Below are 24,575 nucleotides of genomic sequence, written 5' to 3'. Positions count from 1 at the left end.
ATCATAAGATCCGCGCATGACGGACGAGAACGAGCGGGCGGTGCGCGCGGCTGTGGACGGGGAGCTGCGGCTGCTCGATCCTGAGGTGCGTGCTTCGCCGGCTCTCGTCTCGGAGTTGTTGGATCCGGAGTTCACCGAGATCGGGGCTTCTGGTCGTTGGTGGGACGCGGAGTCGATTCTCGCGGTGACCGGCGACGGAACGGTGACCTCGGAGGCTCTTGTCGAGGTCAGCGAGATGTCCGGGACCGTCCTCGCTCCGGGCGTCGTGCACCTGACGTACTTCAGCGATCATCAGGGGCGGCGGGCGTGGCGGAGCTCCCTGTGGCGGCTGACTCCGGCGGGTTGGCGCATCTACTTCCACCAGGGCACCTTGGCTGAAGCAGCCGGCTAGTGATCGCTCACGTGGTGCGCGTCCGGGGGCCAGGAACCTTCGCGGACGACGTGCTCGACGATCCGGAACGCCCCTTCGATCGGCACGGTGTCGGCGTCCGCGTAGTCGTCGTTCTGCCCGTTGGAGAGGACGAACCCGCCGCTCTCACCCTCGGCTGCGGGGTCGACGGCGTGCTCGCCGGGGTCGCCTTCTTCGTTGAGCAGCATCACCATCGCGCGCTCGGTGTTGGTCACGAACGCCAGCGACCGGCCGCACGAGCTGGTCAGCCAAGTCTCCAGGTGCCCGTCACCGATCCGTGCCCGCAACGAAGCGACCACCTCGCCTGGTGCGAGGTGGTCGCCGTCGATGGTCCAGCTTTCGGTCACTTGGCGTAGTTGTGGAACCCGCGGCCCGACTTCTTGCCCAGCAGGCCCGCGTCCACCATGCGCAGCAGCAGCGGCGGCGGCGAGTACAGCGGCTCCTTGAACTCGTCGTACATCGACTCGGCGATGGCCTTCGTGGTGTCGAGGCCGATCAGGTCGGTGAGGCGCAGCGGGCCCATCGGGTGGGCGCAGCCGAGCACCATGCCGTTGTCGATGTCGTCGGCGGAGGCGAAGCCGGACTCCAGCATGCGGATCGACGAGAGCAGGTAGGGGATCAGCAGCGCGTTGACCACGAAGCCGGCGCGGTCCTGCGAGCGGATGACCTCTTTGCCCAGAACAGCGCGCACGAACGCCTCGGCGCGGACCTGGGTGGTGGCGCCGGTCAGCAGGGACGGCACGATCTCGACCAGCTTGAGCACCGGCACCGGGTTGAAGAAGTGCACGCCGATGACCTGCTCGGGGCGGCTGGTGGCCATGCCGAGCTTCATGATCGGGATCGACGAGGTGTTGGAGGCGAAGATCGCTTCCTCGTCCTTCACGACCTTGTCGAGGGCCGTGAAGACGTCGGTCTTGATCTGCTCGTTCTCGGCGACCGCCTCGACCACGAACTGCCGGTCGGCGAACTCGCCGATGTCGGTGGTGAACCGGATGCGGGCCAGTGCGGCCTCGCGGTCGGATTCACTCAGCTTGCCCGACTTGACGCCCCTGGCCAGCGACGCGGCGATCCGCCCCTGCGCTGCCTCGGACGCGCTCGCGTTGACCTCGGCGACGATGACGTCGAGGCCGGCGCGGGCGCTCACCTCGGCGATTCCGGAGCCCATGAGGCCGGAACCGACGACTCCCACACGTTGAATGTCACTCACAACGGTCGATCCTGCCACGAACTGCTCGAAGTGGGGTGGGGCCCATCGGCGACGGGCCCCACCAGCGACGATCAGGTCAGGCCGTAGGCCCTGATGATCGTTTGTTCGACGGTGTCGCCGTCGGCCGCGACAGCGCGGACCCGCAGCGAGATGAAGCCGCCCGGCTTGTCCGGGTGCTGCACGAGCGCGTCACGGTTGCCGTGGACGCGCACCCGCTTCCAGGTGAGGCCGTCGTCGTCGGAGACCTCCAGCGACACGGACGTGATGCGCGAAGCCGAAGCGCCGTCCTGCGTGCGGGCCGTGATCCGCAACGGGAACGAGCACCCGCTGTGCGCCCGGTTGTAGTCGTCGAAGTCGCCGCTGACCCGCACGGTCGGCACGGACAGGTAGGTCAGCGCCGAGGTCGGAGCCGAGGTGAACGTCCACGCCGCGGTGACCTTTGTGGACAGTGCCGAGTACGCGACGTTCCGGGAAGCAGTCGACGTGACGGTGTAGCGGCCCTCGTCGGCGGGCACGTTGCTGCCGCCGATGTCGGGGAACGGGGTGTTGCGCAGGACCGTGCCGTCGCGCTCCAGCACGTTCGTGCCGTTGCCCTGGGAGTTCAGGAAGAGCGAGCCGAGGCCCGGGTCCTCCGGCGTGAAGACGCTGAAGTTGGTGACCAGCCGGTTGCCGTCGCGCCAGATGCCCTGGGCGCTGTCGTGGATGTCGGTCTGGGTGCTGAGGCCGGCGGTGTTCCAGTTCTTGGTGACAACGGAACCCGCGCGATAGGTCTCGGGGTTGCCGTCCATCCGGCCCCAGCCGACGACCGGCACGCTGGTGTGGTGCGGGGTCATGACCTGCTTGTACGTCACGCCCGGTTCGGTGCCGTAGTACTCCGTCCGCTTGCGGGTCGGCAGAGGAACCGTGAGGTACGGGCCGGTGATGAGGTTCTGGGTGGGCAGGAACTTCGGCATCACCGCACGTTCGGCGACGGTGTCCGGGACGCCCAGCGCGCGGTAACGGGAGACGAACGTCGCGAGCTGGCGCGAGGTGTAGCGGCGCAGCAGGTTCGTGCCGATGCGGCCGCCCTCGCCCCACGCGAGGTTGTAGACGAACGGCTCGGCGGCCGTTGGTGCCGAGCCCAGCTGGCCCTGAATGCCGAACGCGAAACGGTCGGGGACGGGAGCCTCCACCGGTGCGATGAAGACGTTGTCGTTCGTCGCGGGGCGCAGCAGGAACTTGTTGGCGCGCCTGCCATCGGCGGTTTGCGCCGTGTACTGCGTGAAGAGGGTGTTGTAGTAGGACACCGCGTCGGCGCGTGGCACCTTGAACCCGGCCGGAACACCGCGGCGGGCGTCGAACGTCAACGAGATGTTGCTGTCGGTGCGCACCAACGGTTCTACGAGCAGCGTTCCGGAGTTGCCGTCGCTGATCGCGATGTTGAACGCCCACTCGCCCTTGGTCAGGCGGATGGAGGCCCGTCCGTCGCGGATCACGTACGGCACAGTGCTGCCGGGCTCACCCACGGTGGGCAACGTGTGCAGCTTCGTCACGTAGACGACGTGCGCGTCCGTCGGCGCCTTGCCGGAGCGGTCGATCAGGTTGATGTCGACGTTGTAGGACTCTTCTTCTGTGGCAACCGAGAACACCGTCTGAGTGACGTTCTTGCCGTCTGTGGCGGTGATCCGGCCGGTGTAGGCGCCGAACGCCGTCGCGGGCACGAGCGACGGGTGCACGGTGACGCCGACCTCGGCACTGCCTCGCGCGGGAACGACGACCTGGTTGGAGCTCAACGTGAACAGCCCATCAGTCCCGGACGGCCCGGTGGCCGACACGGTGAGATCGAGCGTCACGTCCGTGTCGCCGGCGTTGGTGAACGTCACCGGCTTCGTCTGCTCCGGCGCGGTCGAGCTCGGGTAGCGCAGCAGGCCGAACGTCGTGGCGGGCGTCGCGTACACGGTCTGCGTCACCGCGCGTGCCACGTCGACACGTCCGGCGCCCTGCGCGTTCACCGAGCCGCCGAGCGGTAGAGCCGTGCTCGCCAACGCGGCCTTGAGCTGCGCGGAGGTCAATGAGGGCCGGGCCTGGGCGAGCAACGCCGCGGCACCCGCGACGTGCGGTGTCGCCATCGACGTGCCGCTCGCCCGCGTGTAGTTGGCGTCGATCGGCGTGCCCATGCCCGTGCCGGACGCCCGTGGCGCGGCGATGTTCTCTCCGGGCGCCGCGATCTCGGGCTTCACCGCGGAGTCACCCGCCCGCGGGCCGCGGCTGGAGAACCTGCTCACCGCGTCGGAGGCGTTGACCGAGGCCACGCTCAGCGCCGCGTCGGCGGTGGAAGGGCTGGACACGGTCCGGTCGCCGGGACCGTCGTTGCCCGCGGCGATCACGAACAACGTGCCGGGGAGGCGGTTGACCGCGTCCTCCATCGGATCGATGCCGGGGGAGTCGGGGCCGCCGAGGCTGACGTTCGCGATGTCGGCACCCTGCTCGGCCGCCCACTCCATGCCTGCCACGATCGCCGACTCCGAGCAGCTGCCGGTCGGGCACACCTTGGCCGCGATCAGCGTCGCTTCCGGTGCCACCCCGGCGTACTGGCCGCCGGACGCCTGGCCGGTACCGGCGACGATGCCGGCCACGTGGGTGCCGTGGCCGTGGTTGTCCGCGAAGCCGGTGCCGGTGAAGTCCTTGGTGGCGACCACCTTTCCGGCGAGGTCGGGATGGTTGACGTCGACGCCGGTGTCGATCACCGCGACCTTGACGCCGTTGCCCTTGAAGCCCGACTCCCACGCGGCGGGCACGCCGATCTGCTTGTTGCTGACGTCGTCGAGGACCTGGCGCTTGCCGTCGAGCCAGATCTTGGTGACGTCACTGAGAGATCGCCAGATCTCCTGCGCGCCAACGCTGGTCACCTTCTGGGCGGACCTGTCGACGATCAGCGGCAGTTCGGTGGAGACCCCCTGCTTCACCAGGCCGGTGACGTCGAACAGCCGCGGGTCGAGTTTTCCTTCTGCCAGAGGGATTTCGGCGTCACGGGGGATGACGACAACGTTGTCCGAGTCGCCGGTCTGCACATGGCCGATGTGCTCACGTCCTTTTGCCGGAACGAAAATCGTCTCGTGCGTGCCGTCGGACCTCTTCGACAGCTGCACCTGGTCGCCGGTGATCAACGTGACCGTGTGGACTTCTCCTGTGCTGCTGACCGGTGGATCTGCCACCACCGCCGTGGCAGGCCACACCGGCAACAAGAGCAATGCCGATACGGCGAGGGGTAAGAGTCTGCGCATCGTGCGCACCTCCCAGGTTCCGGGATATTGGTATGGACCAACGCTTCCGGAGGGAGATCGTCATCGGAAGACTGACGAGCTGGGCAAATGCGGCAATGACGTAAACCCGGCAGGAGAGCGATGTCCGCTGAAGAAGCGCTCTGGGTCGACGAGCTCGGCGCGGCTCTCGAACAACTCTTCCTGGCCCGCGAACAACAGCTGCGGCAGGCCAGACTGCTCACCCGGGAGATCGCCGACCGGCATCGGCAGGGCCGGCTCGTCGAGGTGGTGCACGGCGAGGAGGCCGTTCTGCGGTGGTGGCGCCAGATCCACCGCGCGGCACGGGCGGAGCTGCTGGGCCTGACCCGGCCGCCGTTCCTCACGAGCAGCAACCCGGACGAGGAGGACAGGCTCGCGGCCGGCGTCGGCTACCGCGCGATCTACGACCACTCGGTGCTGGAGCTGCCCGGCAAGCTCGACGGGATCGCGGAGTTCGCACGCAGGGGCGAGCAGGTGCGGATCGGCGCGGTGCCGGTGAAGGCGCTGCTGGCGGACGACCGGATCGGCCTGCTGGCACTGCACCCGGACACGATCGACGCCGCACTGGTGGTGCACTCGTCGTCGTTGCTGGCGGTGCTGCGGACGCTGTTCGAACGGATCTGGGCGGCTGCAGTGCCGTTCGGGACCGATGCCGGGGAAGCCGACACCGAGCGGTTGCTGACGCTGCTCGCCGCGGGGATGACGGACGCCGCGATCGCCCGCCAGTTCGGGTGGCATCTGCGGACCGTGCAACGAAGGGTGCGGGGGCTCATGTCCGAGCTCGGCGTGCGGACGCGGTTCCAGGCGGGACTGCAGGCCGCACGCCGAGGCTGGCTTTAATCCAACTCTGCTTCTGCCTTCGCGATCGCCGCGAACTCCTCCTCCGGAGCGTTCGCGACCAGGTGATGACGGCTGTAGAACCAGTAGTAGGCAACTGCGATCACGACGATGCCCGCCGTCACCGCTGCCGCGATCTCGTCCACGAAGAACGTCGCGATGACAGCGGCAACAGCCAGCACCAGCGCAACGCCCGTGGTGACCACACCGCCAGGAGTGCGGTACGGCCGCGGCAGGTCGGGTGCGGTCTTACGCAGAACGATGTGCGACACCATCATCAACACGTACGAGAGAGCCGCGCCGAACACGGCGATGTTGATGAGGCGCGCGCCGCCCGTCACCGGGTCGACCGTCTTCATGATGGTGGCCAACGCGAAACCGATGGTGCCCGGCACGATCAGGGCCAGGTACGGCGTCTTGCGCTTGCCGGTCTTCGACAGCCAGCGCGGCAGATAGCCCGCGCGGGACAACGCGAACAGCTGCCGCGAGTAGGCGTAGATGATCGAGAAGAACGACGCGACCAGGCCGGCCAGGCCCACGTAGTTCACCAGCTGCGCCAGGAAGGTGTCGCCGCCGTAGGCCGCGCGGACCGCCTCGGGCAGCGGGTTTCCGGACGCCTCCAGCACCTTCGAGCCAGCGCCGCCCGGTGCCACGAGCAGGATCGCGGCCGCGAACACCAGCAGCGTCACCATCGCGGCGATGATGCCGCGTGGCATGTCGCGCTTGGGATCCCGGGCTTCCTCGGCGGCCAGCGGCACGCCTTCGACCGCGAGGAAGAACCAGATCGCGAACACGATCGCGCCCCACGCCCCGGTGACGCCCATCGGCAGGAACGAGCCGTCGCCGATGTCGAACAGCTTGGAAGAGTCGAACTTCGGGATCATGCCCGCGACGAACGCGACCAGCGCCACCACGGCTACACCGGTGATGACGAACATCAGCCGCAGCGCCTCGCCCACGCCCCACAGGTGGATGCCGACGAAGATCACGTAGCACGCCAGGTACACCGGCCAGGTGGCGTCCAAGAGCCCCAAAGCCTTGACGTAGTCGCCGATGAACACCGAGATCGCCGCAGGAGCGATGGCGTACTCGATGAGGATCGCGATACCTGTCGCGTACCCGCCCAACGGGCCGAGCGCGCGCCTCGCGAAACCGTAGCCCGCACCCGCGACAGGCAGTGCGGAGGCCAGTTCGGCGAGACCGAACACCATGCACGTGTACATCGTCGCCATCAGGACCGTGGCGACCAGCAACCCGCCCCACCCGCCCTGGGCGAGGCCGAAGTTCCACCCGGCGAAGTCGCCGGAGATAACGTACGAGACACCCAGCCCGGCGAGCAGGACCCAGCCCGCCGCACCACGTTTGAGCTGACGGTGCTCCAGGTACTCGTCGCCGACCTTCTCGTACTCGACGTGCTTGGCCATATGGACTCCTAATAGTCCTTTAACCGGTGGTTGAGGGTGGCGCCCGTCACCCACAGGTGTCAAGATGGTGCGGCCAATGGCTCGCTGACATACCTTTGGAGGAACGCGGGATGCTGACCGTCGAGGAGTTGCGCGAGGCCGTGGACACCGGTGAGATCGACACCGTCCTGGTCGCGATCGTGGACATGCAGGGCCGCCTGCAGGGCAAGCGGTGCGCGGCCCGGTACTTCCTCGACGAGGTGCTCGGGCACTCCGCCGAAGGCTGCAACTACCTGCTCGCCGTCGACGTCGAGATGAACCCCGTCAGCGGCTTCGAGATGTCCAGCTGGGACCGCGGGTACGGCGACTTCGTGATGAAGCCGGACGTCGAAACGCTTCGCAGGGTCCCGTGGCAGGAGGGCACCGCGCTCATCATGTGCGACCTCGTCTGGGAGAACGGCGACCCCGTCGTCGCGTCACCGCGCCAGATCCTGCGCAAGCAGCTCGACCGGCTCGAAGCGCTCGGCCTGGAGTGCTACGTCGGCACCGAGCTGGAGTTCATCGTTTTCGACGACACGTACGAGCAGGCCTGGAACGCCGGGTACCGCAACCTCACGCCGTCGAACCAGTACAACGTCGACTACTCGCTGCTCGGCACCGCACGTGTCGAACCGCTTCTCCGGGCCATCCGCAACGGCATGACGGGCGCGGGCATGGTCGTCGAGTCGGCCAAGGGCGAGTGCAACCCCGGCCAGCACGAGATCGCGTTCCGGTACACGACGGCGCTGCGGACGTGCGACCAGCACGCCATCTACAAGAACGGCTCCAAGGAGATCGCTTCCCAGCAGGGCAAGTCGCTCACGTTCATGGCGAAGTACAACGAACGCGAGGGCAACTCCTGCCACATCCACCTCAGCCTGCGCTCCAAGGACGGCGAGCCCGTGTTCGCCGAGGGCCACGGCATGTCCGAGATGATGAAGCACTTCCTCGCGGGACAGCTCGCGGCGCTGCGCGAGTTCACCTACTTCCTCGCGCCGAACATCAACTCCTACAAGCGTTTCGTGAAGGGTTCGTTCGCGCCGACCGCGGTGGCGTGGGGCCGCGACAACCGCACGTGCGCGCTGCGGGTCGTCGGCCACGGGCAGTCGCTGCGGTTCGAGAACCGGGTGCCCGGCGGTGACGTGAACCCGTATCTCGCCGTGGCGGCGTTGATCGCGGCCGGCCTGCACGGCGTCGAGCAGAAGCTGGAGCTGGAGGACGAGTTCGTCGGCAACGCCTACGCCTCGGACCGGCCGAACGTGCCGACGACGCTGCGCGAGGCTGCGGATCTGTTCGCCGCCAGTGAGATCGCGCAACAGGCGTTCGGCAAGGAGGTCGTCGACCACTACCTGAACGCGGCGAAGGTCGAGCTCGACGCGTTCGAGGCGGCGGTCACGGACTGGGAGAAGGTACGCGGGTTTGAACGCCTCTGAGTCGATCATGCGGCCGCTCATCGGCATCAGCACCTACCTGGAGCGCACGCGCTTCGGGCACTGGGACGTGGAGGCCGCGGTGCTCTACCGCGGCTACCTCGACTGCGTGGTCCAGGCCGGCGGCAACCCGGTGATGCTGCCGCCGGTCGGCACGTGGACCGCCGAGACCATCGGGTTCCTGGACGGTCTGGTGATCGCGGGCGGCGCGGACATCGACCCCGCCGCCTACGGTGCCGAGAAGCACGAGATGACCGGCGAGCCGCGCCGGGACCGCGACGACGCCGAGCTCGCGCTGGTCGAGGCCGCGTTGAAGCTCGACCTGCCGGTGCTCGGCGTGTGCCGGGGCATGCAGGTGCTCAACGTGGCGCTGGGCGGCACGCTGCACCAGCACATCGAGGGCCACAACCCGGCGCCCGCGGTGTTCGAGCACACCGAGATCGAGGTGGCGCGGGACAGCCTGCTGCACCAGATCCTGGGCGACCACACGACCGTGCAGTGCCATCACCACCAGTCGCTGGACCGGATCGCGGACGGCCTTCGCGTCACGGCCCAGGCGCCCGACGGGACCGTCGAAGCGGTTGAACTCGAAGGCGCGCGGTTCGTCGTCGGCGTGCAGTCGCACCCCGAGCAGGACATCGAAGACCTGAGGCTGTTCGAAGCTCTCGTAGAGGTTTCAAGGAGAAAAGCGTGACCTTCGACGTCATCAACCCGGCTACCGAGAAGGTCGTGCGGTCCGTACCGCACACCTCTCTCGAAGAGACGGACGCGGCAATCGTCCGGGCGCAGAAGGCGTTCGAGACCTGGCGAACCGTCGCTCCCGGCGATCGTGCCCGGCTGCTGCGGAAGTTCGCGGAGATCGTCGACGCGCACAACGAAGAGCTGGCGCAGCTGGAGGTCGAGAACTCCGGCCACACCATCGGCAACGCGCGGTGGGAGGCGGGGAACGTCCGCGACGTCCTGCAGTACTACTCGGCCGCGCCGGAACGGTTGTTCGGCAAGCAGATCCCGGTCGCCGGGGGCCTGGACGTCACGTTCCACGAACCGCTCGGCGTCGTCGGCGTGATCGTGCCGTGGAACTTCCCGATGCCGATCGCGGGTTGGGGGTTTGCGCCCGCGCTGGCGGCCGGCAACACGGTGGTGCTGAAGCCCGCCGAAGTCACGCCGCTGACCGCGATCCGGCTCGGCGAGCTCGCGCTGGAGGCGGGCATCCCGGAGGGCGTGTTCCAGGTGCTGCCGGGCAAGGGCAGCGTCGTGGGCAACCGGTTCGTCACGCATCCGTTGGTGCGCAAGGTCGTTTTCACCGGCTCGACCGAGGTCGGCAAGCAGATCATGGCCGGCTGCGCGGACCAGGTGAAGCGCGTGACGCTGGAGCTGGGCGGCAAGTCGGCGAACATCGTCTTCGCGGACTCCGACCTGGAGAAGGCCGCCGCGACCGCGCCGTACGGGGTGTTCGACAACGCCGGTCAGGACTGCTGCGCGCGTTCGCGGATCCTCGTGCAGGCCAGCGTCTACGACCGGTTCATGGAGCTGCTGGAGCCTGCGGTCAAGGGCGTCAAGGTCGGCGAGCCCGGCGACGAGGCGACCGAGATGGGGCCGCTCATCTCCGCGTCGCACCTCAGCAAGGTCGCGTCTTACGTACCAGACGACGCTCCCGTGGCGTTCCGGGGAAGTGCGCCGGACGGACCGGGATTCTGGTTCCCGCCGACGGTGCTGACTCCTGCCTACGACCACGTGACGGTCACCGAGGAGATCTTCGGACCGGTCGTCGTCGTGCTGCCGTTCACCGACGAAGCAGACGCCATCAGGATCGCGAACGACTCCGAGTACGGCCTGTCCGGTTCGATCTGGACGAACGACGTCGGCCGCGCGATCCGGGTCTCCCGTGCTGTCGAAGCGGGGAATCTGTCTGTGAACTCACATTCTTCTGTTCGCTACTCGACACCTTTCGGCGGCGTCAAGCAGTCCGGTCTCGGCCGTGAGCTCGGACCCGACGCGCTCGACAGCTTCACCGAAGTCAAGAACGTCTTCATCGCAACCTGATCTGGGCAACCTGAGGAGAACAACGAGATGGTGCAGCGACTCGAGGGCCGCGTGGCCGTCGTGACGGGTGGCGCGAGCGGCATCGGCCTCGCGACCGTGCGCAGGTTTGCGAGCGAGGGCGCGAAGGTCGTCGTCGCCGACCTCGACCCCGCGACCGGAAAGGCCGCCGCGGACGAGGTGGGCGGACTGTTCGTCCAGGTCGACGTGACCGACGAGGAGCAGGTCAAGGCGCTCTTCCAGACCACTGTGGACACTTACGGCAAGCTTGACATCGCGTTCAACAACGCCGGTATTTCGCCGCCCGACGACGACTCGATCCTGACGACGGGCATCGAGGCGTGGGACCGCGTGCAGAAGGTGAACCTCACGTCGGTTTATTTGTGTTGCAAGTACGCCATCCCGCACATGCAGGCCAACGGCAAGGGTTCCATCATCAACACGGCGTCGTTCGTGGCGACGATGGGCGCGGCGACGTCGCAGATCTCCTACACGGCGTCGAAGGGCGGCGTGCTCGCGATGTCGCGTGAGCTCGGTGTGCAGTTCGCGCGCGAGGGCATCCGCGTCAACGCGTTGTCCCCTGGACCGGTCAACACCCCGTTGCTGCAGGAACTGTTCGCGAAGGACCCGGAGCGCGCGGCACGGCGTCTGGTGCACGTACCGCTCGGTCGGTTCGCGGAACCTGAGGAAATCGCCGCAGCGGTCGCGTTTCTGGCGTCCGACGACTCGTCGTTCATGACGGCGTCGAACTTCCTCGTGGACGGCGGCATCGCCGGCGCCTATGTGACACCGCTGTAGAACGATGATGGAACACGCGCAGGAGGCGTTGTTCCGCCCCGTGCGGGCGGGCAACGCCTTCGAGGAGACCGTCGAACGGCTCATGCAGGCCATCCGGCTCGGCGTCGTCGCGCCGGGTGAGCGGCTGCCGTCCGAACGGGATCTGGCCACCCGGCTCGGTGTGAGCCGGGTGACCGTGCGCGAGGCCATCAGATCCTTGCAGGAGAACAACTACGTGGAGTCCCGGCGCGGCCGGTACGGCGGCACGTTCGTCAACGACGAAATTCCGAAGTCCGCACCCGGCAAGGAGTTCGGCGACATCCACGACGCGCTGACGTTGCGGAAGGTGCTGGAGACGGGTGCCGCGGAGACCGCTGCGGGCCGTTCGCTGGGCCCTGCGGAACGCCGTGGACTGCGGGCGCGGCTGGAGGAGGCGTCCACCGCGTCGCTCGCCGAATATCGGCGCAAGGACTCGCGTTTGCACCTCGCGATCGCCGAAGCGACCGGATCCGCGTCCCTGACGGCCTCCGTCGCCGACTCCCGGATGCGGGTCAACGAGCTGCTGGACACCATTCCGCTGCTCGAACCGAACCTGGCGCACTCCAACGCGCAGCACGAGCGCATCATCGCCTCCATTTTGGACGGAGACCCGGCGGGGGCGAGGCTCGCGATGGCCGAGCACCTCGACGGAACCGCCTCGTTGCTGCGCGGCTTCTTGGTCTGACCGGTCAGACTCACGCCGCGGGACCGGTTCGGGACGATCCGGGCACCAACGGGACAACGTGAAAACGTTTACAGTTCTGATTGTCCAGTTGTCATGCACATTCCGCATGGAACAGCCCTTGGCGTAGGGCTTGCGGACAGTTACCGTCCGAATACCTCGGGGACTTGCAGCGCGAGGAGCTGTTGATGCCAGGGTTGCGCAAGGTGTTTCGCGACGCCATGGGCCGGGTGCACTCACTCCGTGTCTTGTCCGCCGCGGGCATGGTGAGTCTCACGAACTTCAAGATGTCCGTGCAGGCGCTGAAAGAGGTCAAGATCTGGGGGCCGAACGTCACGGCGCTGCGCCGTTCCGTCCGGCTGAATCCGGACGGTGTCGCGGTTGTCGACGAACGCGGTTCGATGACCTACAGACAACTCGACCGGCGTTCCAACGCGATCGCGCAGGGTTTGCGCTCGTTAGGTGTGCAGCACACGCACATCGTCGCGTTGATGTGCCGCAACCACCGCGGAATGGTCGAGTCGCTGCTGGCGTGCGCGAAGCTCGGCGTCCGGGTGTTGCTGGTGAACACCGGATTCGGTGCGCCGGTCCTGTTGGACCTCTTTCAACGTGAACGCGTGTCGCTCGTGATTCACGACGAGGAGTTCACCCCGCTGTTCCACCAGCTGCCGCCGTCGGTGCCGCGGTGGCTCGCGTGGTCACGCGACGGACTGGACCGTCGCACACCGACACTCGACCAGCTGGTGGCGAAAGCCCCCCGCGGCGAGCTCGAACCGCCGCGCGAGCCGGGCGTCGTCATCCAGCTGACCTCCGGGACCACGGGGGTGCCGAAGGGAACGCCGCGCGAGATCAAGTCGGTGCTCACCGCGTCCGACTTCCTGGACCGCATCCCGATGCACTCCGGCGAGTCGACGTTCATCGCCGCGCCGATCTTCCACTCGGTCGGCTACTCGCACCTGACGCTCGCGATGTCACTGGGCTCCCGCGCGGTGCTGCAGCGCCGGTTCGACCCGCGCAAGACGCTGTGGTCGGTGCAGGGCCAGCGCTGCACGACGATCGTGATGGTGCCGACGATGCTGCAGCGGATCATGGAGCTGGACCGGTCCGTGCTGGACTCGTTCGACCTCAGCCACCTGCGGGTCGTGTTCTGCTCGGGCTCGACCCTGTCGCCGGACCTCGTGCACCGCACCCAGGCCGTGCTGGGGCCGGTGCTCTACAACCTCTACGGCTCGACGGAGGTCGCGGTCGCCACCGTGGCCACGCCGGAGGACCTGGAGGCCGCGCCGTCGAGCGTGGGGATGCCGCCGCACAACTGTATCGTGCGGATCTACGACGAGAACGGTGCGCGCGTTACTCGGTCGTTCGTGACGGGCCGGATCTTCGTGCGGGGCTCGCTGACCGTTGACTGGTACACCGACGGGTCGCAGAAGGAGATGATCGACGGGCTGGTCGCGACCGGCGACCTCGGCCACTTCGACCCGAGCGGCCGGTTGTACTTCGACGGCCGCGAGGACGACATGATCGTGTCCGGCGGCGAGAACGTGTACCCGGTCGAGGTGGAGAACCTGCTGATGACGCACTACCGGGTGCGCGACGCGGCGGTGCTCGGCGTGCCGGATCCCGAGTACGGGCAGCGGTTGCGCGCGTTCGTGGTGCCGGTGGCGGGCACGCGGATCGACGTGCGCGAGCTGCGGGAGTTCGTGCGGACCCGGTTGGCGCGGCACAAGGTTCCGCGCGAGGTCGTGGTCGTGCCGAAGCTGCCGCGCAACGCGACCGGGAAGGTGCTGCGGCGTCAGCTGCTGGCCATCCGGCTCGGGCCGCAGCCGCACTCGAACTAGGACTAGGGCGGAACGCACGCCACGGCAGAACGAGGGGGTTTATCCAGCCGTGGCGCGCGTCCCTGGCATAGGTGAGCGCACGACCTGCGCCGTCGGGGACTCGGGCAGAACGCAGGTCGTGCGCTCGGTCGGAGTTACCGCTCGAAGCGGTCGCCGCGGTCGTTGAACGGGCCGCGCTGCTCAAAGCGATCGCCGCCGCGGTCACCCCGATCACCGCGGTCGGGCCCGCGGTCGCCACGGTCGTACATGCGCACGTGGCCGGGTCGGTCGTCGAAGCGGTTAGCGGCGATCGCTCCCACGATGCCGCCGCCGAGGACGAGGCCCAGCAGGCCCACGGCCACGAGCTGGGTGGCGCGGTGCCCGGCGAAGCGCCTCACCCGGCCAGGGCCGACCGGCGCAGCTGGAGGGACCGGGGCGGCTGCGGGTGGCGGCTCTGCGGCTGTCGCCGCGGTGGCCGGTGCTTCTGCCGCTGTCGCGGCCGGTGCTTCTGCTGCTGTCGCCGCCGGCTGCTCCGGGGCGGGCTGCTCCGGGGCGGGCTGCTGACCAGGCGTGGCCGATGCGTCGGCGGGCAGCGGGGTGGTGGCCTGGTCCGGTGCAGGCTGGGCTGCCTGCGGTTCGTTCTGCGCCCGATCCTGCGACGGCTCCTGCGGCGGAGGCGTCGGTCCCTGCTCGCTCATGTCTTCAACGATGCGCCGTTCGGCTGATAACAGCCTGACAGCCGCCTGTTCGTTTCCTGAAGCCGGGCGATCAGGCCGTGCAGACCCCGTACCGCACCGATTCACGCAGGTCAGCGCCCTTCACGGAATTCATGACCGGCCGGGTGGCGGTGAAGACGTGCCGCTGGTCGGCGAACGTCGCGCCGAACAACTCAGGATCGAACTCGCCGGACCACACGAAATGCAGCGTCGTGCGCGTGCCGTCGCGGGCATCGCGGCGTGCGTAGTGGTCGCGCAGGTCGGCGTACAAAAGGCGCAGCTCGTCCCGATTCGTCTCAGTGAGGCGGACCGGGCATTCGACCACCTGGTCGTACATGTCGGTGCTCCTAACGGTGGGCCGGAGTGCACAGAGTGCTCGCCCGACCCACCGAGACGCATCCGAAAAACCACTCAGAACCGTCTACGTATGAATCGCGAACGAGGAGTGCGGCTGCACGGTGAACGTGAACCACCCGGACGAGTTAACGGCCGCGCAGCCGCCGAACCCCGACACGTCGCAGTAGTTCCCCGCCGGCATCGACGTCTGGAAAGACCTGTTCACGGCCTGGTCCGAGTCGTTGACGACCACGTAACCGCGGTTGCCGCGGCCGAACGCGATCACGTCGTTCCCGTCGTCCCACCAGCCTGTGACGCTCGTGCCGCGCGTCGCGTTCCGGAAACCGACCATTCCTTCGAACTGGCGGTGCTCGCACAGCCACGCCGACCCGCAGCTGACGTCCGAGACGCGGCCGTTCGCCTCCAGCGGCGGGCCCTGGTCGTTCGAGGAGTAGGCGAACCCGGACATCAGCGCCGGCGTCCCGTACGGCCACGCGAGCATGAACGTGTTCGCCGTCGTGTACCGGCGGCCGTCGCGGTAGGACAGCGTCGAGTTGTCGCGTTGCGTGTCGTGGTTGTCGACGAACACCACGGCCTGCGAGGACGGCAGGTAGCCCCAGCCCTCGCCGTAGTTGCGCAGGTAGGCGAGCTTCTCGTTGTTGAAGACCCGCTTCAGGTCGCGCGCGTAACGGAACTCGTGCACGTCGCCGTTGCCGGTGTACTCACCGGGCCCGATGGGCTCGCCCGCGCCGTAGATGACCTCCTGCACGATGTACGCCGGCCGCGACAGCCGCGCCTTGATCGCCGCGATGTCCGCCGCCGGCATGTGCTTCGAGGCGTCCATCCGGAACCCGTCGACACCCAGCGACAACAGGTCGTTCAGGTAGGCCGCGATCCGGCCGCGCACGTGGTCGGTCTCGGTGGCCAGGTCCGCGAGGTTCACGAGCTCGCAGTTCTGGACCTCCCACCGGTCGCCGTAGTTCGCGATGTCGTCGTTGCCGTTGCGCCCGCAGTGGTGGAAGTCCTGCGTCTGGTACGTGCCGGGATAGTCGTAGTGCGTGAACCGGGAGCCGGCCCAGCCCGTGCCCGACCCTCCGGTGGTGTGGTTGATCACCGCGTCGACCAGCACCTTCACGCCCGCGTTGTGGCACGCCGTGACCATCGAGGCGAACTCGGCGCGCGTGCCCAGCCGTGAGTCGACCTGGTAGGAGACCGGCTGGTACTGCGTCCACCACTGGGGGCCCGTCACGTGTTCCTGCGGTGGCGAGACCTGCACATATCCGTAGTTCGCGAGCCGTGGGCACTCGGCGGCGACGGACCGCCAATTCCACTCGAAGAGCTGAACTATCACGTCTCGGGGGCCGGCAGGGGCCGCCGAGACCGCGGGCGCGGAGAGAACGCCCAGCACCGTTGCCAGGACCAACAGAAGCCGCATCACGTCACGCTAAGCAGAAACCACTTGCCCGCACCAGGTTCGATAGGACCGAGGACGCGATCGTCGCGCCCGTGTTGAGCACCGATAACATCTGAACCGCATCAACCAACCTTTGATCTAGGAGTCACCGTGTCCGAGTCGCGCCCAGCAGTCGCCCAGAACCCGCCGCGCGTGGTGGTTCCGGCTGGGACGACGGCGGGCACGGCCGTGCGCGAGGCCGGTCTGCCCGGCAAGGGTTCCGACGCGATCGTCGTCGTGAAGGACGCCGAGGGTCACCTGCGCGACCTGTCGTGGACCCCGCAGGTCGAGGTCGAGGTCGAGGCCGTCGCCGCGGACACCGAGGACGGCCGCAGCGTCATCCGCCACTCCGCCGCGCACGTGCTGGCGCAGGCGGTGCAGCAGCAGTTCCCCGAGGCCAAGCTCGGCATCGGCCCGCCCGTGAAGGACGGTTTCTACTACGACTTCCAGGTCGAGAAGCCGTTCACCCCGGAGGACCTGCAGGCGCTGGAGAAGCGCATGAAGGCGATCATCAAGGGGGCGCAGCGGTTCTCGCGCCGTGTCGTCGAGTCGATCGACGCAGCCAAGAACGAGCTCGCCGAGGAGCCGTTCAAGCTGGAGCTCGTCGACATCAAGAGCGACGTCGACACCAGCGAGATCATGGAGGTCGGCGGCGGTGAGCTGACGATCTACGACAACCTCGACCCGCGCAGCGGCGAGCAGGTGTGGGGCGACCTGTGCCGCGGCCCGCACGTGCCGACGACCAAGCACATCCCGGCGTTCAAGCTGACCCGCGTGGCGGCGGCGTACTGGCGCGGCAACGAGAACAACCCGCAGCTGCAGCGCATCTACGGCACCGCGTGGGAGTCGGCCGAGGCGCAGGACGCGTACCTGGAGCGGCTGGCCGAGGCCGAGCGTCGCGACCACCGCAAGCTGGGTGTCGAGCTGGACCTGTTCTCGTTCCCGGACGAGATCGGCTCCGGCCTCGCGGTGTTCCACCCCAAGGGCGGCATCATCCGCAAGGCGATGGAGGACTACTCCCGCCAGCGGCACACCGAAGAGGGCTACGAGTTCGTCTATTCGCCGCACATCACCAAGGGGAACCTGTTCGAGGTCTCCGGTCACCTCGACTGGTACCGCGACGGCATGTACCCGGCGATGCACCTCGACGCCGAGCTCAACGAGGACGGCACGGTCCGCAAGCCCGGCCAGGACTACTACCTGAAGCCGATGAACTGCCCGTTCCACGACCTGATCTTCCGGTCGCGCGGGCGGTCGTACCGCGAGCTGCCGCTGCGCATGTTCGAGTTCGGTGGCGTGTACCGCTACGAGAAGTCCGGCGTGGTGCACGGCCTGACCCGCGTGCGCGGCATGACGCAGGACGACGCGCACATCTTCTGCACCAAGGACCAGATCCGCGATGAGCTGGCCTCGCTGCTGAAGTTCGTGCTCGACCTGCTGCGCGACTACGGCCTGGACGACTTCTACCTGGAGCTCTCGACCAAGAACCCCGAGAAGTACGTGGGTGACGACGAGATCTGGGACGAGGCGACCCAGACGCTGGCCTCCGTCGCGGAGGAGTCCGGCCTGGAGCTCGTGCCGGATCCGGGTGGCGCCGCGTTCTACGGCCCGAAGATCTCGGTGCAGTGCCGTGACGCGCTCGGCCGCACCTGGCAGATGTCGACCATCCAGCTCGACTTCAACCTGCCGGAGCGGTTCGAGCTCGAGTACACCGGCCCGGACGGCTCCCGCCAGCGCCCCGTCATGATCCACCGCGCGCTGTTCGGCTCGGTCGAGCGGTTCTTCGGCGTGCTGACCGAGCACTACGCGGGCGCGTTCCCGGCGTGGCTCGCGCCGGTCCAGGTCGTCGGCATCCCGGTCACCTCCGAGAACGCCGACCACCTGTTCGCGGTGCGCGAGGTGCTGCGCAAGAAGGGCATCCGGGTCGACATCGACGCGTCCGACGACCGGATGCAGAAGAAGATCCGCAACCACACCCTGCAGAAGGTGCCGTTCATGCTCCTGGCCGGCGCCAAGGACGTGGAGGCGAACGCGGTGTCGTTCCGGTTCCGCGACGGCACGCAGATCAACGGTGTGCCGGTGGAGAAGGCCGTCGAGCAGATCGTCGACTGGGTGCAGCGCCGCGAGAACGCCTCGCCCACGGCGGAACTGCTCTCGTGACGTCGGATTTCGAGCAGCAGGACGGAGTCGGGGTCCACGACGCGTTGCAGCGGCTGTGGACCCCGCACCGCCTTTCCTACGTGAAGGGCGAGGGCAAGGCGCTCGGCGATGAGCCGGAGGGCTGCCCGTTCTGCCGCGTGGTCACGTTGTCCGACGAGGACGGCCTGATCATCGCGCGCGGGGCCGAGGTCTTCGCGGTGCTGAACCTGTACCCGTACAACCCCGGCCACCTGATGGTGCTGCCGTACCGGCACGTGCCGGACTACACGGACCTGACGGTGTCGGAGACCTCGGAGTTCGCCGCCTTCACCCAGAAGGCCATGCGGGTCGCGCGGCACGTGGCGGCGCCGCACGGGTTCAACGTGGGTATGAACCAGGGCGTCGTCGCCGGCGCCGGGATCGCGGCTCACCTGCACCAGCACGTCGTGCCGCGGTGGGGTGGGGACGCGAACTTCATGCCGGTCATCGGGCACACCAAGGTGCTGCCGCAGCTGCTGGGCGAGACCCGTCAGCTGCTGGCGGACGGCTGGAAGGCCGTCGACTGATTCGCGTTTGCTATCTGTTGACTTTCGATAGATGGCGAGCGATAGTCGATCTATGCCTAAGATGCTGCTGCCCCTGGTGGGCTGTGTGCTCGTCGTCGCGCTCGGGGTTGGCGCGATCATGTACGCCGACTACGACGACGCGCCCGGCCTGGGGCTCATCGGCTTCGTGCTGATCCTCGGTTCGCTCGGGTTCGGGGTGCGCACGGTATTGCGCGGACGTAAGTCCGCATGACTAAACCGCGCGTTTAGCCAGGTCTCGCATGATTGAAATCCGTACCATTTCCTGGACAAAAAAGTGACAAAAACCACCCCCGTTGTCCGGACGGGACAATCCGTCGTGTTTCCACCTCGCACGGAATAGATTGCGTTGCAACTTTCGGGTGTTTCTGGTCAGCCGATCGAGACGTAACAGCTGCACAAAACGATTCCAGGTAGGTGAGATCACCCACCTGGAGGTGTCAACTGCGAGTCAAGTCCCCGCCGATGGCCGATCGTCTGAGCGTGCACAGATGGTTACGGTGCGAACATGACCGCACCTGAGCGTTCGCGATTAGCGAGAGAACGGCTTTCGCGTGAGTTACGCCGGTTGCGCACCGAGGCGAAGATGACCGGCACGGCCACCGCCCGTGCCACCGGGATGAGCCAGTCAAAGCTGTCGAAGATCGAGAACGGCATGCTGCTCCCGTCCGTAACGGACGTGGAGCGTCTCGTGGCGGAATTGGCCGCGACGAGAGAGACGCGCATCGAACTGGTCGAACTCGCCAGGTCGCTGCACGCCGAGGCGGAAACGCGTCGCGTCGTGCTGCACCGAGGGGCGCACCGCCACCAGCAGACGATCAGCCGCGTGGAGGCGCGGGCGGCGACATCGAGGTTCTTCCAGGTCAATCTGGTGCCTCAGTTGTTGCAGTCCGATCCCTACCTGCGGATCGTGCTGGGGACGATGCCTCAGTCGGAGCAGGAGGCCGCGGTGGCGGCCCTGCGCATCCGGCGTTCCCGGATGGACGACCTGGCCAAGCAGTTCGTGTTCCTGTTGTCCGAGGGCGCACTGCGCTGGCGGATGGGCTCGCCGGAACTGATGGCGGAACAGGTCGAGCACCTGGCCGCGATCCAGCGCCGCCCGAACGTCCGCCTGGGCGTCGTGCCGTGGTCCGCGGACGCGAACGTCGTGGCGCTGCACGGCTTCCACATCTACGACGAACGCGTCGTGACGGTCAGCGTCTTGACCGGCAACGCCACCATCACCGACCCGCTGGACGTGCGCGAGTACCTCGCGTTGTTCGGGCGGCTGGAGCGGCTGGCGGTGCGGGGGGAGGAGTTGCAGGGTCTGCTGAAGAAGATCGCCGAGGACCACCGCCGGCTCAGCTAGCGGGGGTTCGCTCGCGGGTGCCCGTCAATCACCGGACGGCGCTCGGGGGCAGGCTCTTGCGGCTCGACCCAGGGGTCGCAGGGTTCGCAGGGGGATTGTCGCGGGTGCCGCCTCACCCGCGAGCAGCGCGTTTCAGGTCGCGGGTTCGGACGCGGGTTCCGGCGCAGGTTCGGGCGTGGCGAACCGCTTCGATCCCACGTTCGGGTTTGGGTGCGGCTGGCTCGTCTCGCGCGCCGCAGTCACCGCGTCTGGCGTGGTCCCTCCGCTCGCATCGCGCGGCGTGTGCCACCTCGCCTGGCTCCGTTCGATCACCTTCGTCTCGCCTGCGAGCAGCACGCTCAGGTCGCGGGTTCGGACGCGTTTTCGGGCGTGGCGAACCGCTTCGATCCCACGTTCGGGCTTGGGCGTGGCCGGCTCCGCCCACGTGCCGCCTCACCCGCGAGCAGCGCGTTTCACCAGTCCAGCTAGGCTGCGACACGCCATGCTGAACATCTTCGCTCGCGCGTCCGTCTCGCGCGTCACCGATCCGATCGGGGCGTGGCTGCTGGCGCGTGGCCTCACGCCCAACGCCGTCACGGTGGTCGGCACGGTCGGCGCTGTCGTCAGTGCGGTGTGGTTCATCCCCCGCGGGCAGCTGTTCCTCGGCAGTGTGCTGGTGACGTTCTTCGTGCTGCTCGACCTGATCGACGGTGCGATGGCCCGTGCTCAGGGGCCCACGAAGTTCGGCGCGGTTCTCGACGCCACCTGCGACCGCATTGCCGACGGTGCCCTGTTCGCCGCGCTCACCTGGTACGCGTTCGACACCGGCTCGCGGTGGACTGCGGTGGCCGGGTTCATCTGCCTGGTCGCCTCGCAGGTCATCTCGTACGTGAAGGCTCGCGCCGAGGCGTCGGGTCTCAGTGCTGACGGCGGGCTGGCCGAGCGTGCCGAGCGGTTCATCGTCGCGCTGGTCGGTGCCGGGGTGCAGGGGCTGGGCGTGCCGCACCTGTTGGACGTGGCGTTGTGGCTGCTCGCGGTCATGACGGTCGCGACGGTGCTGCAGCGCGTGCTGGCCGTGGCGAAGTCCGCGCGGGAGGCCGCGTGAACCTCGCGACCCTCGGGTACACCGCCGGGTGGCGGCTGATCCGCCTGTTGCCGCAGTCGTGGGCTCGTGGGCTGTTCCGCGTCGGCGCGGACTACGCGGCCAAGCGCGGTGGCGAGGGCGTTGAGCAGCTGCGGACGAACCTGCGGCGGGTCGTTCCCCAGGCGGGCCAGGAGGAGCTGGACGAGCTCGTGCGCGACTCGTTGCGGTCTTACGCGCGGTACTGGTGTGAGGCGTTCCGGCTTCCGTCGATGGATCTGCGTGCCGCGTACGAGAAGTGCGACTCGCAGGTGTCCGGCGTCGAGAACCTCGACGCGGCGCTGAGCGAGGGCACCGGGGCTGTCGTCGCCCTTCCGCACAGCGGCAACTGGGACATGGCGGGTGTGTGGCTGGTCGGTCACTCCGGCACGTTCACGACGGTGGCCGAGCGGTTGAAGCCCGAGTCGCTGTACCGCAAGTTCGTGGAGTTCCGCGAGACCCTGGGCTTCGAGGTCCTGCCGTTGAACGGCGGTGACCGTCCACCTGCGACGGTGCTGGCCGAGCGGCTGCGGGCGAACAAGGTCGTGTGCCTGCTGGCCGACCGCGACCTGACCTCGTCCGGTGTGCCCGTGACGTTCTTCGGCGAACAGACCCTGATGCCCGCCGGTCCTGCACATCTGGCCGCGACCACGGGTGCCGCGCTGCTCCCGGTCGGCTGCTGGTTCACCGAGGACGGCTGGCACTTCCGCATCCACCCGCCGATCAAGGTGAGCACGGTCCAGGCCGCGACCCAGGCCGTGGCGGACGTGTTCGCCGCCGACATCGCCGCCCACCCGGCCGACTGGCACATGCTGCAGAAGCTCTGGCTGGCCGACCTGCCGGCCAAGCGCCGGGAAGCGCTGGCCAGGAGGCTCTCGCGGTGAAGGTGGGGATCGTCTGCCCGTACTCCTTCGACGTGCCAGGGGGAGTGCAGGCGCACGTCGTCGACCTCGCCCGCGCGTTGATCTCGCTCGGCCACACGGTGAACGTCCTGGCCCCCGCCGACGACGAGCAGTCGCTGCCGCCGTTCGTGACGTCGGCAGGTCGCGCGGTCGGCATCCCGTACAACGGCTCGGTGGCGCGGCTGTCCTTCGGCCCGGTGTCGTACGCGCGCGTGCGCCGGTGGATCGACGATCACGAGTTCGACGTCCTGCACCTGCACGAACCCACCGCGCCGTCGTTGTCCTTCCTGGCGTTGATGGTCGCGGACGGTCCCATCGTCGTCACCTTCCACACCTCGACCCCGCGCTCCAAGATGCTGTCGGCGTTCCAGGGCTTTCTGCAGCCGTTCATGGAGAAGGTGACCGCGCGCATCGCGGTCTCCGCGCTGGCCCGGCGGGTGCAGGTCGAGCACCTCGGCGGCGACGCGGTGGAGATCCCCAACGGCGTGGACGTCGACTTCTTCGCGTCCGCGTCCACTTTGGACGGCTACCCGCGGCCCGGCGGCACCATCGGTTTCGTCGGCCGTTACGACGAGCCCCGCAAGGGCATGCCGATCCTCTGGGAAGCCTTCGGGTTGATCGCCGACGAGTTCCCGGACCTGCGCCTGCTCGTCGTGGGTCGCGGCGAGAACACCTTCGACGGGCCGTATTCCGACCGCGTGGACCTGCTGGGCCAGGTCGACGACGTCGAGAAGGCCCGGATGCTGCGTTCGGTCGACGTCTACGTCGCGCCGAACACCGGCGGCGAGTCGTTCGGCATCATCCTGACCGAGGCCATGTCCGCCGGTACCGCGGTGGTTGCCAGCGATTTGGACGCCTTCCGCCGCGTTCTGGACGACGGCAAGGCCGGCGTGCTGTTCCCCGTCGGCGACGCTGCCGCGCTGGCTTCGGCGTTGCGTTCGGTGCTCCTGGATTCCGCTCTGCGCGCCGAGTACGTCGACCTGGCTTCGACCCGCGTTCAGGCCTTCGACTGGTCCGTGGTCGCCTCGCAGGTCCTGCGCGTCTACGAAACGGCCATCGCCGCCGACCCGCGCCGGGTGAGCGAGGCATGACCACCGCGCTCGTCGTCGTTGTCTGTGCCCTGCTCCTGGCCGCGTGGATCCTGTCGATCGCGAACCGCCTGGACCGCCTGCACGTCCGCACGGACGCGGCCTGGGCCGCACTCGACGCGGCTCTTGCCCGCCGTGCCGTGGTGACGCGTGCGTTGCTCGATCCGGCTCTGTCCGCTGCCGCTTCCCGCGCCGAGTCGGCTTCTCGCGCGGACCGTGAGCTCGCCGAGAACGAACTCTCCGGCCTGCTGGGCGCGCTGGACCGTTCTTCTTTGGCTCCAGCGCTGGCTTACGAGCTGGCCGACGCGGAGGAACGGGTCGTGCTGGCCCGGCGCGTGCACAACGACGCCGTGCGCGACACGCTGCTGCAACGCCGCCGCCGTCTCGCGCGGTGGCTGCGCCTGTCCGGCACCGCGCCGCAGCCTTCGTACTTCGAGATCGCCGAGCCGACCGCGCCTTCCGACGCCATGATGCTGACGCCTCGTCCGTCCGCACGGGTGGTGCTGACGGATTCTTCTGGCCGCGTGCTGCTGTTCCAGGGCTTCGACCCGGCGCGGCCGCAGGAGCTGTTCTGGTTCACCGTCGGCGGTGGCGTGGAGGACGGCGAAGAGCTGCGTGACACCGCCGTGCGCGAGGCCTTCGAAGAGACCGGCGTGAAGCTGGAGCCTTCGTCGTTGATCGGACCGGTGTGGCGGCGGCGCGCGGTGTTCAGCTTCGACGGCGAGACGTTCGACGCGGAGGAGTGGTTCTTCTACGCCTCGGTCGACTCCGTTTCCGTTGACACGTCCGGGTTCAACGCCGTCGAGAACGCCAGCGTGTCCGGCTACCGGTGGTGGAGCGCGGCCGAGCTGGAAGCCACCGAGGACACGGTGTACCCGGTGCAGCTGGCTGAGCTGTTGCCTTCGCTTGCCGCCGAGTGGGACGGCAACACCCGAACCGTCCGCTGAGC

The 24,575-nt window shown here is 68.1% G+C and carries 23 protein-coding genes; 16 read left to right on the top strand and 7 right to left on the bottom strand.

Going from position 1 to position 24,575, the window contains the following annotated elements:
* Window positions 1-16 precede the first annotated feature (16 nt).
* Entirely contained in the window at window positions 17-391 is a 375-nt protein-coding gene (locus tag LFM09_RS00560; protein ID WP_414094204.1) for a DUF4440 domain-containing protein, read from the top strand.
* Here the strand turns inward: LFM09_RS00560 and LFM09_RS00555 are convergent.
* The 3 genes from LFM09_RS00555 to LFM09_RS00545 all read right to left on the bottom strand — a co-directional run bounded on the left by LFM09_RS00555 (window position 388) and on the right by LFM09_RS00545 (window position 4,879).
* Window positions 388-756 carry a hypothetical protein gene (locus tag LFM09_RS00555; protein WP_414094203.1) on the bottom strand — a complete coding sequence of 123 codons (369 nt, stop codon included), beginning with the start codon at window positions 754-756 and terminating at the stop codon, window positions 388-390. The two genes, LFM09_RS00560 and LFM09_RS00555, sit on opposite strands and share 4 nt — an antisense overlap.
* Window positions 753-1,616: a 3-hydroxybutyryl-CoA dehydrogenase gene (locus LFM09_RS00550; RefSeq protein ID WP_414094202.1), complete on the bottom strand. Its 864-nt coding sequence runs from the start codon at window positions 1,614-1,616 to the stop codon at window positions 753-755. The genes LFM09_RS00555 and LFM09_RS00550 overlap by 4 nt, the downstream gene beginning before the upstream one ends.
* A gap of 71 nt (window positions 1,617-1,687) precedes the next feature.
* Entirely contained in the window at window positions 1,688-4,879 is a 3,192-nt protein-coding gene (locus LFM09_RS00545) for a S8 family peptidase (RefSeq protein ID WP_414094201.1), read from the bottom strand.
* Window positions 4,880-4,999: 120 nt separating this feature from the next.
* Between LFM09_RS00545 and LFM09_RS00540 the strand changes: the two genes are divergently transcribed.
* Window positions 5,000-5,737 (top strand): hypothetical protein, encoded by a 738-nt coding sequence (locus LFM09_RS00540; protein ID WP_414094200.1) that lies wholly within the window; start codon window positions 5,000-5,002, stop codon window positions 5,735-5,737.
* Here the strand turns inward: LFM09_RS00540 and eat are convergent.
* Window positions 5,734-7,158: an ethanolamine permease gene (gene eat / locus LFM09_RS00535; protein WP_414094199.1), complete on the bottom strand. Its 1,425-nt coding sequence runs from the start codon at window positions 7,156-7,158 to the stop codon at window positions 5,734-5,736. The two genes, LFM09_RS00540 and eat, sit on opposite strands and share 4 nt — an antisense overlap.
* Window positions 7,159-7,268: 110 nt before the next feature.
* Between eat and LFM09_RS00530 the strand changes: the two genes are divergently transcribed.
* The 6 genes from LFM09_RS00530 (at window position 7,269) to LFM09_RS00505 (ending at window position 13,982) form a co-directional block, all read left to right on the top strand.
* Window positions 7,269-8,609, top strand: a complete 1,341-nt coding sequence (locus LFM09_RS00530) for a glutamine synthetase family protein (RefSeq protein WP_414094198.1) — start codon at window positions 7,269-7,271, stop codon at window positions 8,607-8,609.
* Window positions 8,610-8,616: 7 nt separating this feature from the next.
* Complete coding sequence (locus LFM09_RS00525; protein WP_414094662.1) at window positions 8,617-9,300, top strand: gamma-glutamyl-gamma-aminobutyrate hydrolase family protein; 684 nt, start codon at window positions 8,617-8,619, stop codon at window positions 9,298-9,300.
* Window positions 9,297-10,649, top strand: coding sequence for an aldehyde dehydrogenase family protein (locus LFM09_RS00520; RefSeq protein WP_414094197.1), 1,353 nt, complete (start codon window positions 9,297-9,299; stop codon window positions 10,647-10,649). Before LFM09_RS00525 ends, LFM09_RS00520 begins: the two co-directional genes overlap by 4 nt.
* 27 nt (window positions 10,650-10,676) lie before the next feature.
* A complete protein-coding gene (locus LFM09_RS00515; RefSeq protein ID WP_414094196.1) occupies window positions 10,677-11,444 on the top strand; it encodes a 3-oxoacyl-ACP reductase in 768 nt (255 codons plus the stop codon).
* A 7-nt stretch (window positions 11,445-11,451) separates the two neighbouring features.
* A complete protein-coding gene (locus LFM09_RS00510) occupies window positions 11,452-12,147 on the top strand; it encodes a FadR/GntR family transcriptional regulator (protein WP_414094661.1) in 696 nt (231 codons plus the stop codon).
* Window positions 12,148-12,332: 185 nt separating this feature from the next.
* A complete protein-coding gene (locus LFM09_RS00505; protein ID WP_414094195.1) occupies window positions 12,333-13,982 on the top strand; it encodes an AMP-binding protein in 1,650 nt (549 codons plus the stop codon).
* Window positions 13,983-14,116: 134 nt separating this feature from the next.
* On the opposite strand, the gene LFM09_RS00500 is transcribed toward LFM09_RS00505, so the two are convergent.
* The 3 genes from LFM09_RS00500 to LFM09_RS00490 all read right to left on the bottom strand — a co-directional run bounded on the left by LFM09_RS00500 (window position 14,117) and on the right by LFM09_RS00490 (window position 16,448).
* The gene (locus LFM09_RS00500) at window positions 14,117-14,659 is read right to left on the bottom strand and encodes a hypothetical protein (RefSeq protein WP_414094194.1); all 543 of its coding nucleotides are present in this window, start codon (window positions 14,657-14,659) and stop codon (window positions 14,117-14,119) included.
* Window positions 14,660-14,729: 70 nt separating this feature from the next.
* Window positions 14,730-15,014 (bottom strand): hypothetical protein, encoded by a 285-nt coding sequence (locus tag LFM09_RS00495; RefSeq protein WP_414094193.1) that lies wholly within the window; start codon window positions 15,012-15,014, stop codon window positions 14,730-14,732.
* Between the two features lie 84 nt (window positions 15,015-15,098).
* The gene (locus LFM09_RS00490; RefSeq protein WP_414094192.1) at window positions 15,099-16,448 is read right to left on the bottom strand and encodes an alpha-amylase; all 1,350 of its coding nucleotides are present in this window, start codon (window positions 16,446-16,448) and stop codon (window positions 15,099-15,101) included.
* A gap of 129 nt (window positions 16,449-16,577) precedes the next feature.
* Here LFM09_RS00490 and thrS point away from each other — a divergent pair, with 129 nt between their 5' ends.
* From thrS to LFM09_RS00450, 8 genes are all read left to right on the top strand, one after another.
* On the top strand, window positions 16,578-18,626 hold the full coding sequence (gene thrS, locus LFM09_RS00485; protein WP_414094191.1) for a threonine--tRNA ligase: 2,049 nt from the start codon (window positions 16,578-16,580) through the stop codon (window positions 18,624-18,626).
* On the top strand, window positions 18,623-19,171 hold the full coding sequence (locus tag LFM09_RS00480; protein ID WP_414094190.1) for an HIT family protein: 549 nt from the start codon (window positions 18,623-18,625) through the stop codon (window positions 19,169-19,171). The genes thrS and LFM09_RS00480 overlap by 4 nt, the downstream gene beginning before the upstream one ends.
* 52 nt (window positions 19,172-19,223) lie before the next feature.
* Complete coding sequence (locus LFM09_RS00475; RefSeq protein ID WP_414094189.1) at window positions 19,224-19,403, top strand: hypothetical protein; 180 nt, start codon at window positions 19,224-19,226, stop codon at window positions 19,401-19,403.
* Between the two features lie 294 nt (window positions 19,404-19,697).
* Window positions 19,698-20,537, top strand: coding sequence for a helix-turn-helix domain-containing protein (locus LFM09_RS00470; protein ID WP_414094188.1), 840 nt, complete (start codon window positions 19,698-19,700; stop codon window positions 20,535-20,537).
* A gap of 481 nt (window positions 20,538-21,018) precedes the next feature.
* Window positions 21,019-21,621 (top strand): phosphatidylinositol phosphate synthase, encoded by a 603-nt coding sequence (pgsA, locus tag LFM09_RS00465; RefSeq protein ID WP_414094187.1) that lies wholly within the window; start codon window positions 21,019-21,021, stop codon window positions 21,619-21,621.
* On the top strand, window positions 21,618-22,520 hold the full coding sequence (locus tag LFM09_RS00460; RefSeq protein WP_414094186.1) for a phosphatidylinositol mannoside acyltransferase: 903 nt from the start codon (window positions 21,618-21,620) through the stop codon (window positions 22,518-22,520). The genes pgsA and LFM09_RS00460 overlap by 4 nt, the downstream gene beginning before the upstream one ends.
* The gene (locus LFM09_RS00455; protein ID WP_414094185.1) at window positions 22,517-23,629 is read left to right on the top strand and encodes a glycosyltransferase family 4 protein; all 1,113 of its coding nucleotides are present in this window, start codon (window positions 22,517-22,519) and stop codon (window positions 23,627-23,629) included. Before LFM09_RS00460 ends, LFM09_RS00455 begins: the two co-directional genes overlap by 4 nt.
* Window positions 23,626-24,573 carry an NUDIX hydrolase gene (locus LFM09_RS00450; RefSeq protein ID WP_414094184.1) on the top strand — a complete coding sequence of 316 codons (948 nt, stop codon included), beginning with the start codon at window positions 23,626-23,628 and terminating at the stop codon, window positions 24,571-24,573. Before LFM09_RS00455 ends, LFM09_RS00450 begins: the two co-directional genes overlap by 4 nt.
* Window positions 24,574-24,575: the final 2 nt, after the last annotated feature.

The sequence above is a fragment of the Lentzea alba genome (genome assembly GCF_047445655.1).
In the GTDB taxonomy this organism is placed as follows: Bacteria; Actinomycetota; Actinomycetes; order Mycobacteriales; family Pseudonocardiaceae; genus Lentzea; species Lentzea alba_A.
The sequence above is the reverse complement of the archived record's forward strand: the minus strand, read 5'-3'. Positions and strand labels throughout refer to the sequence as shown.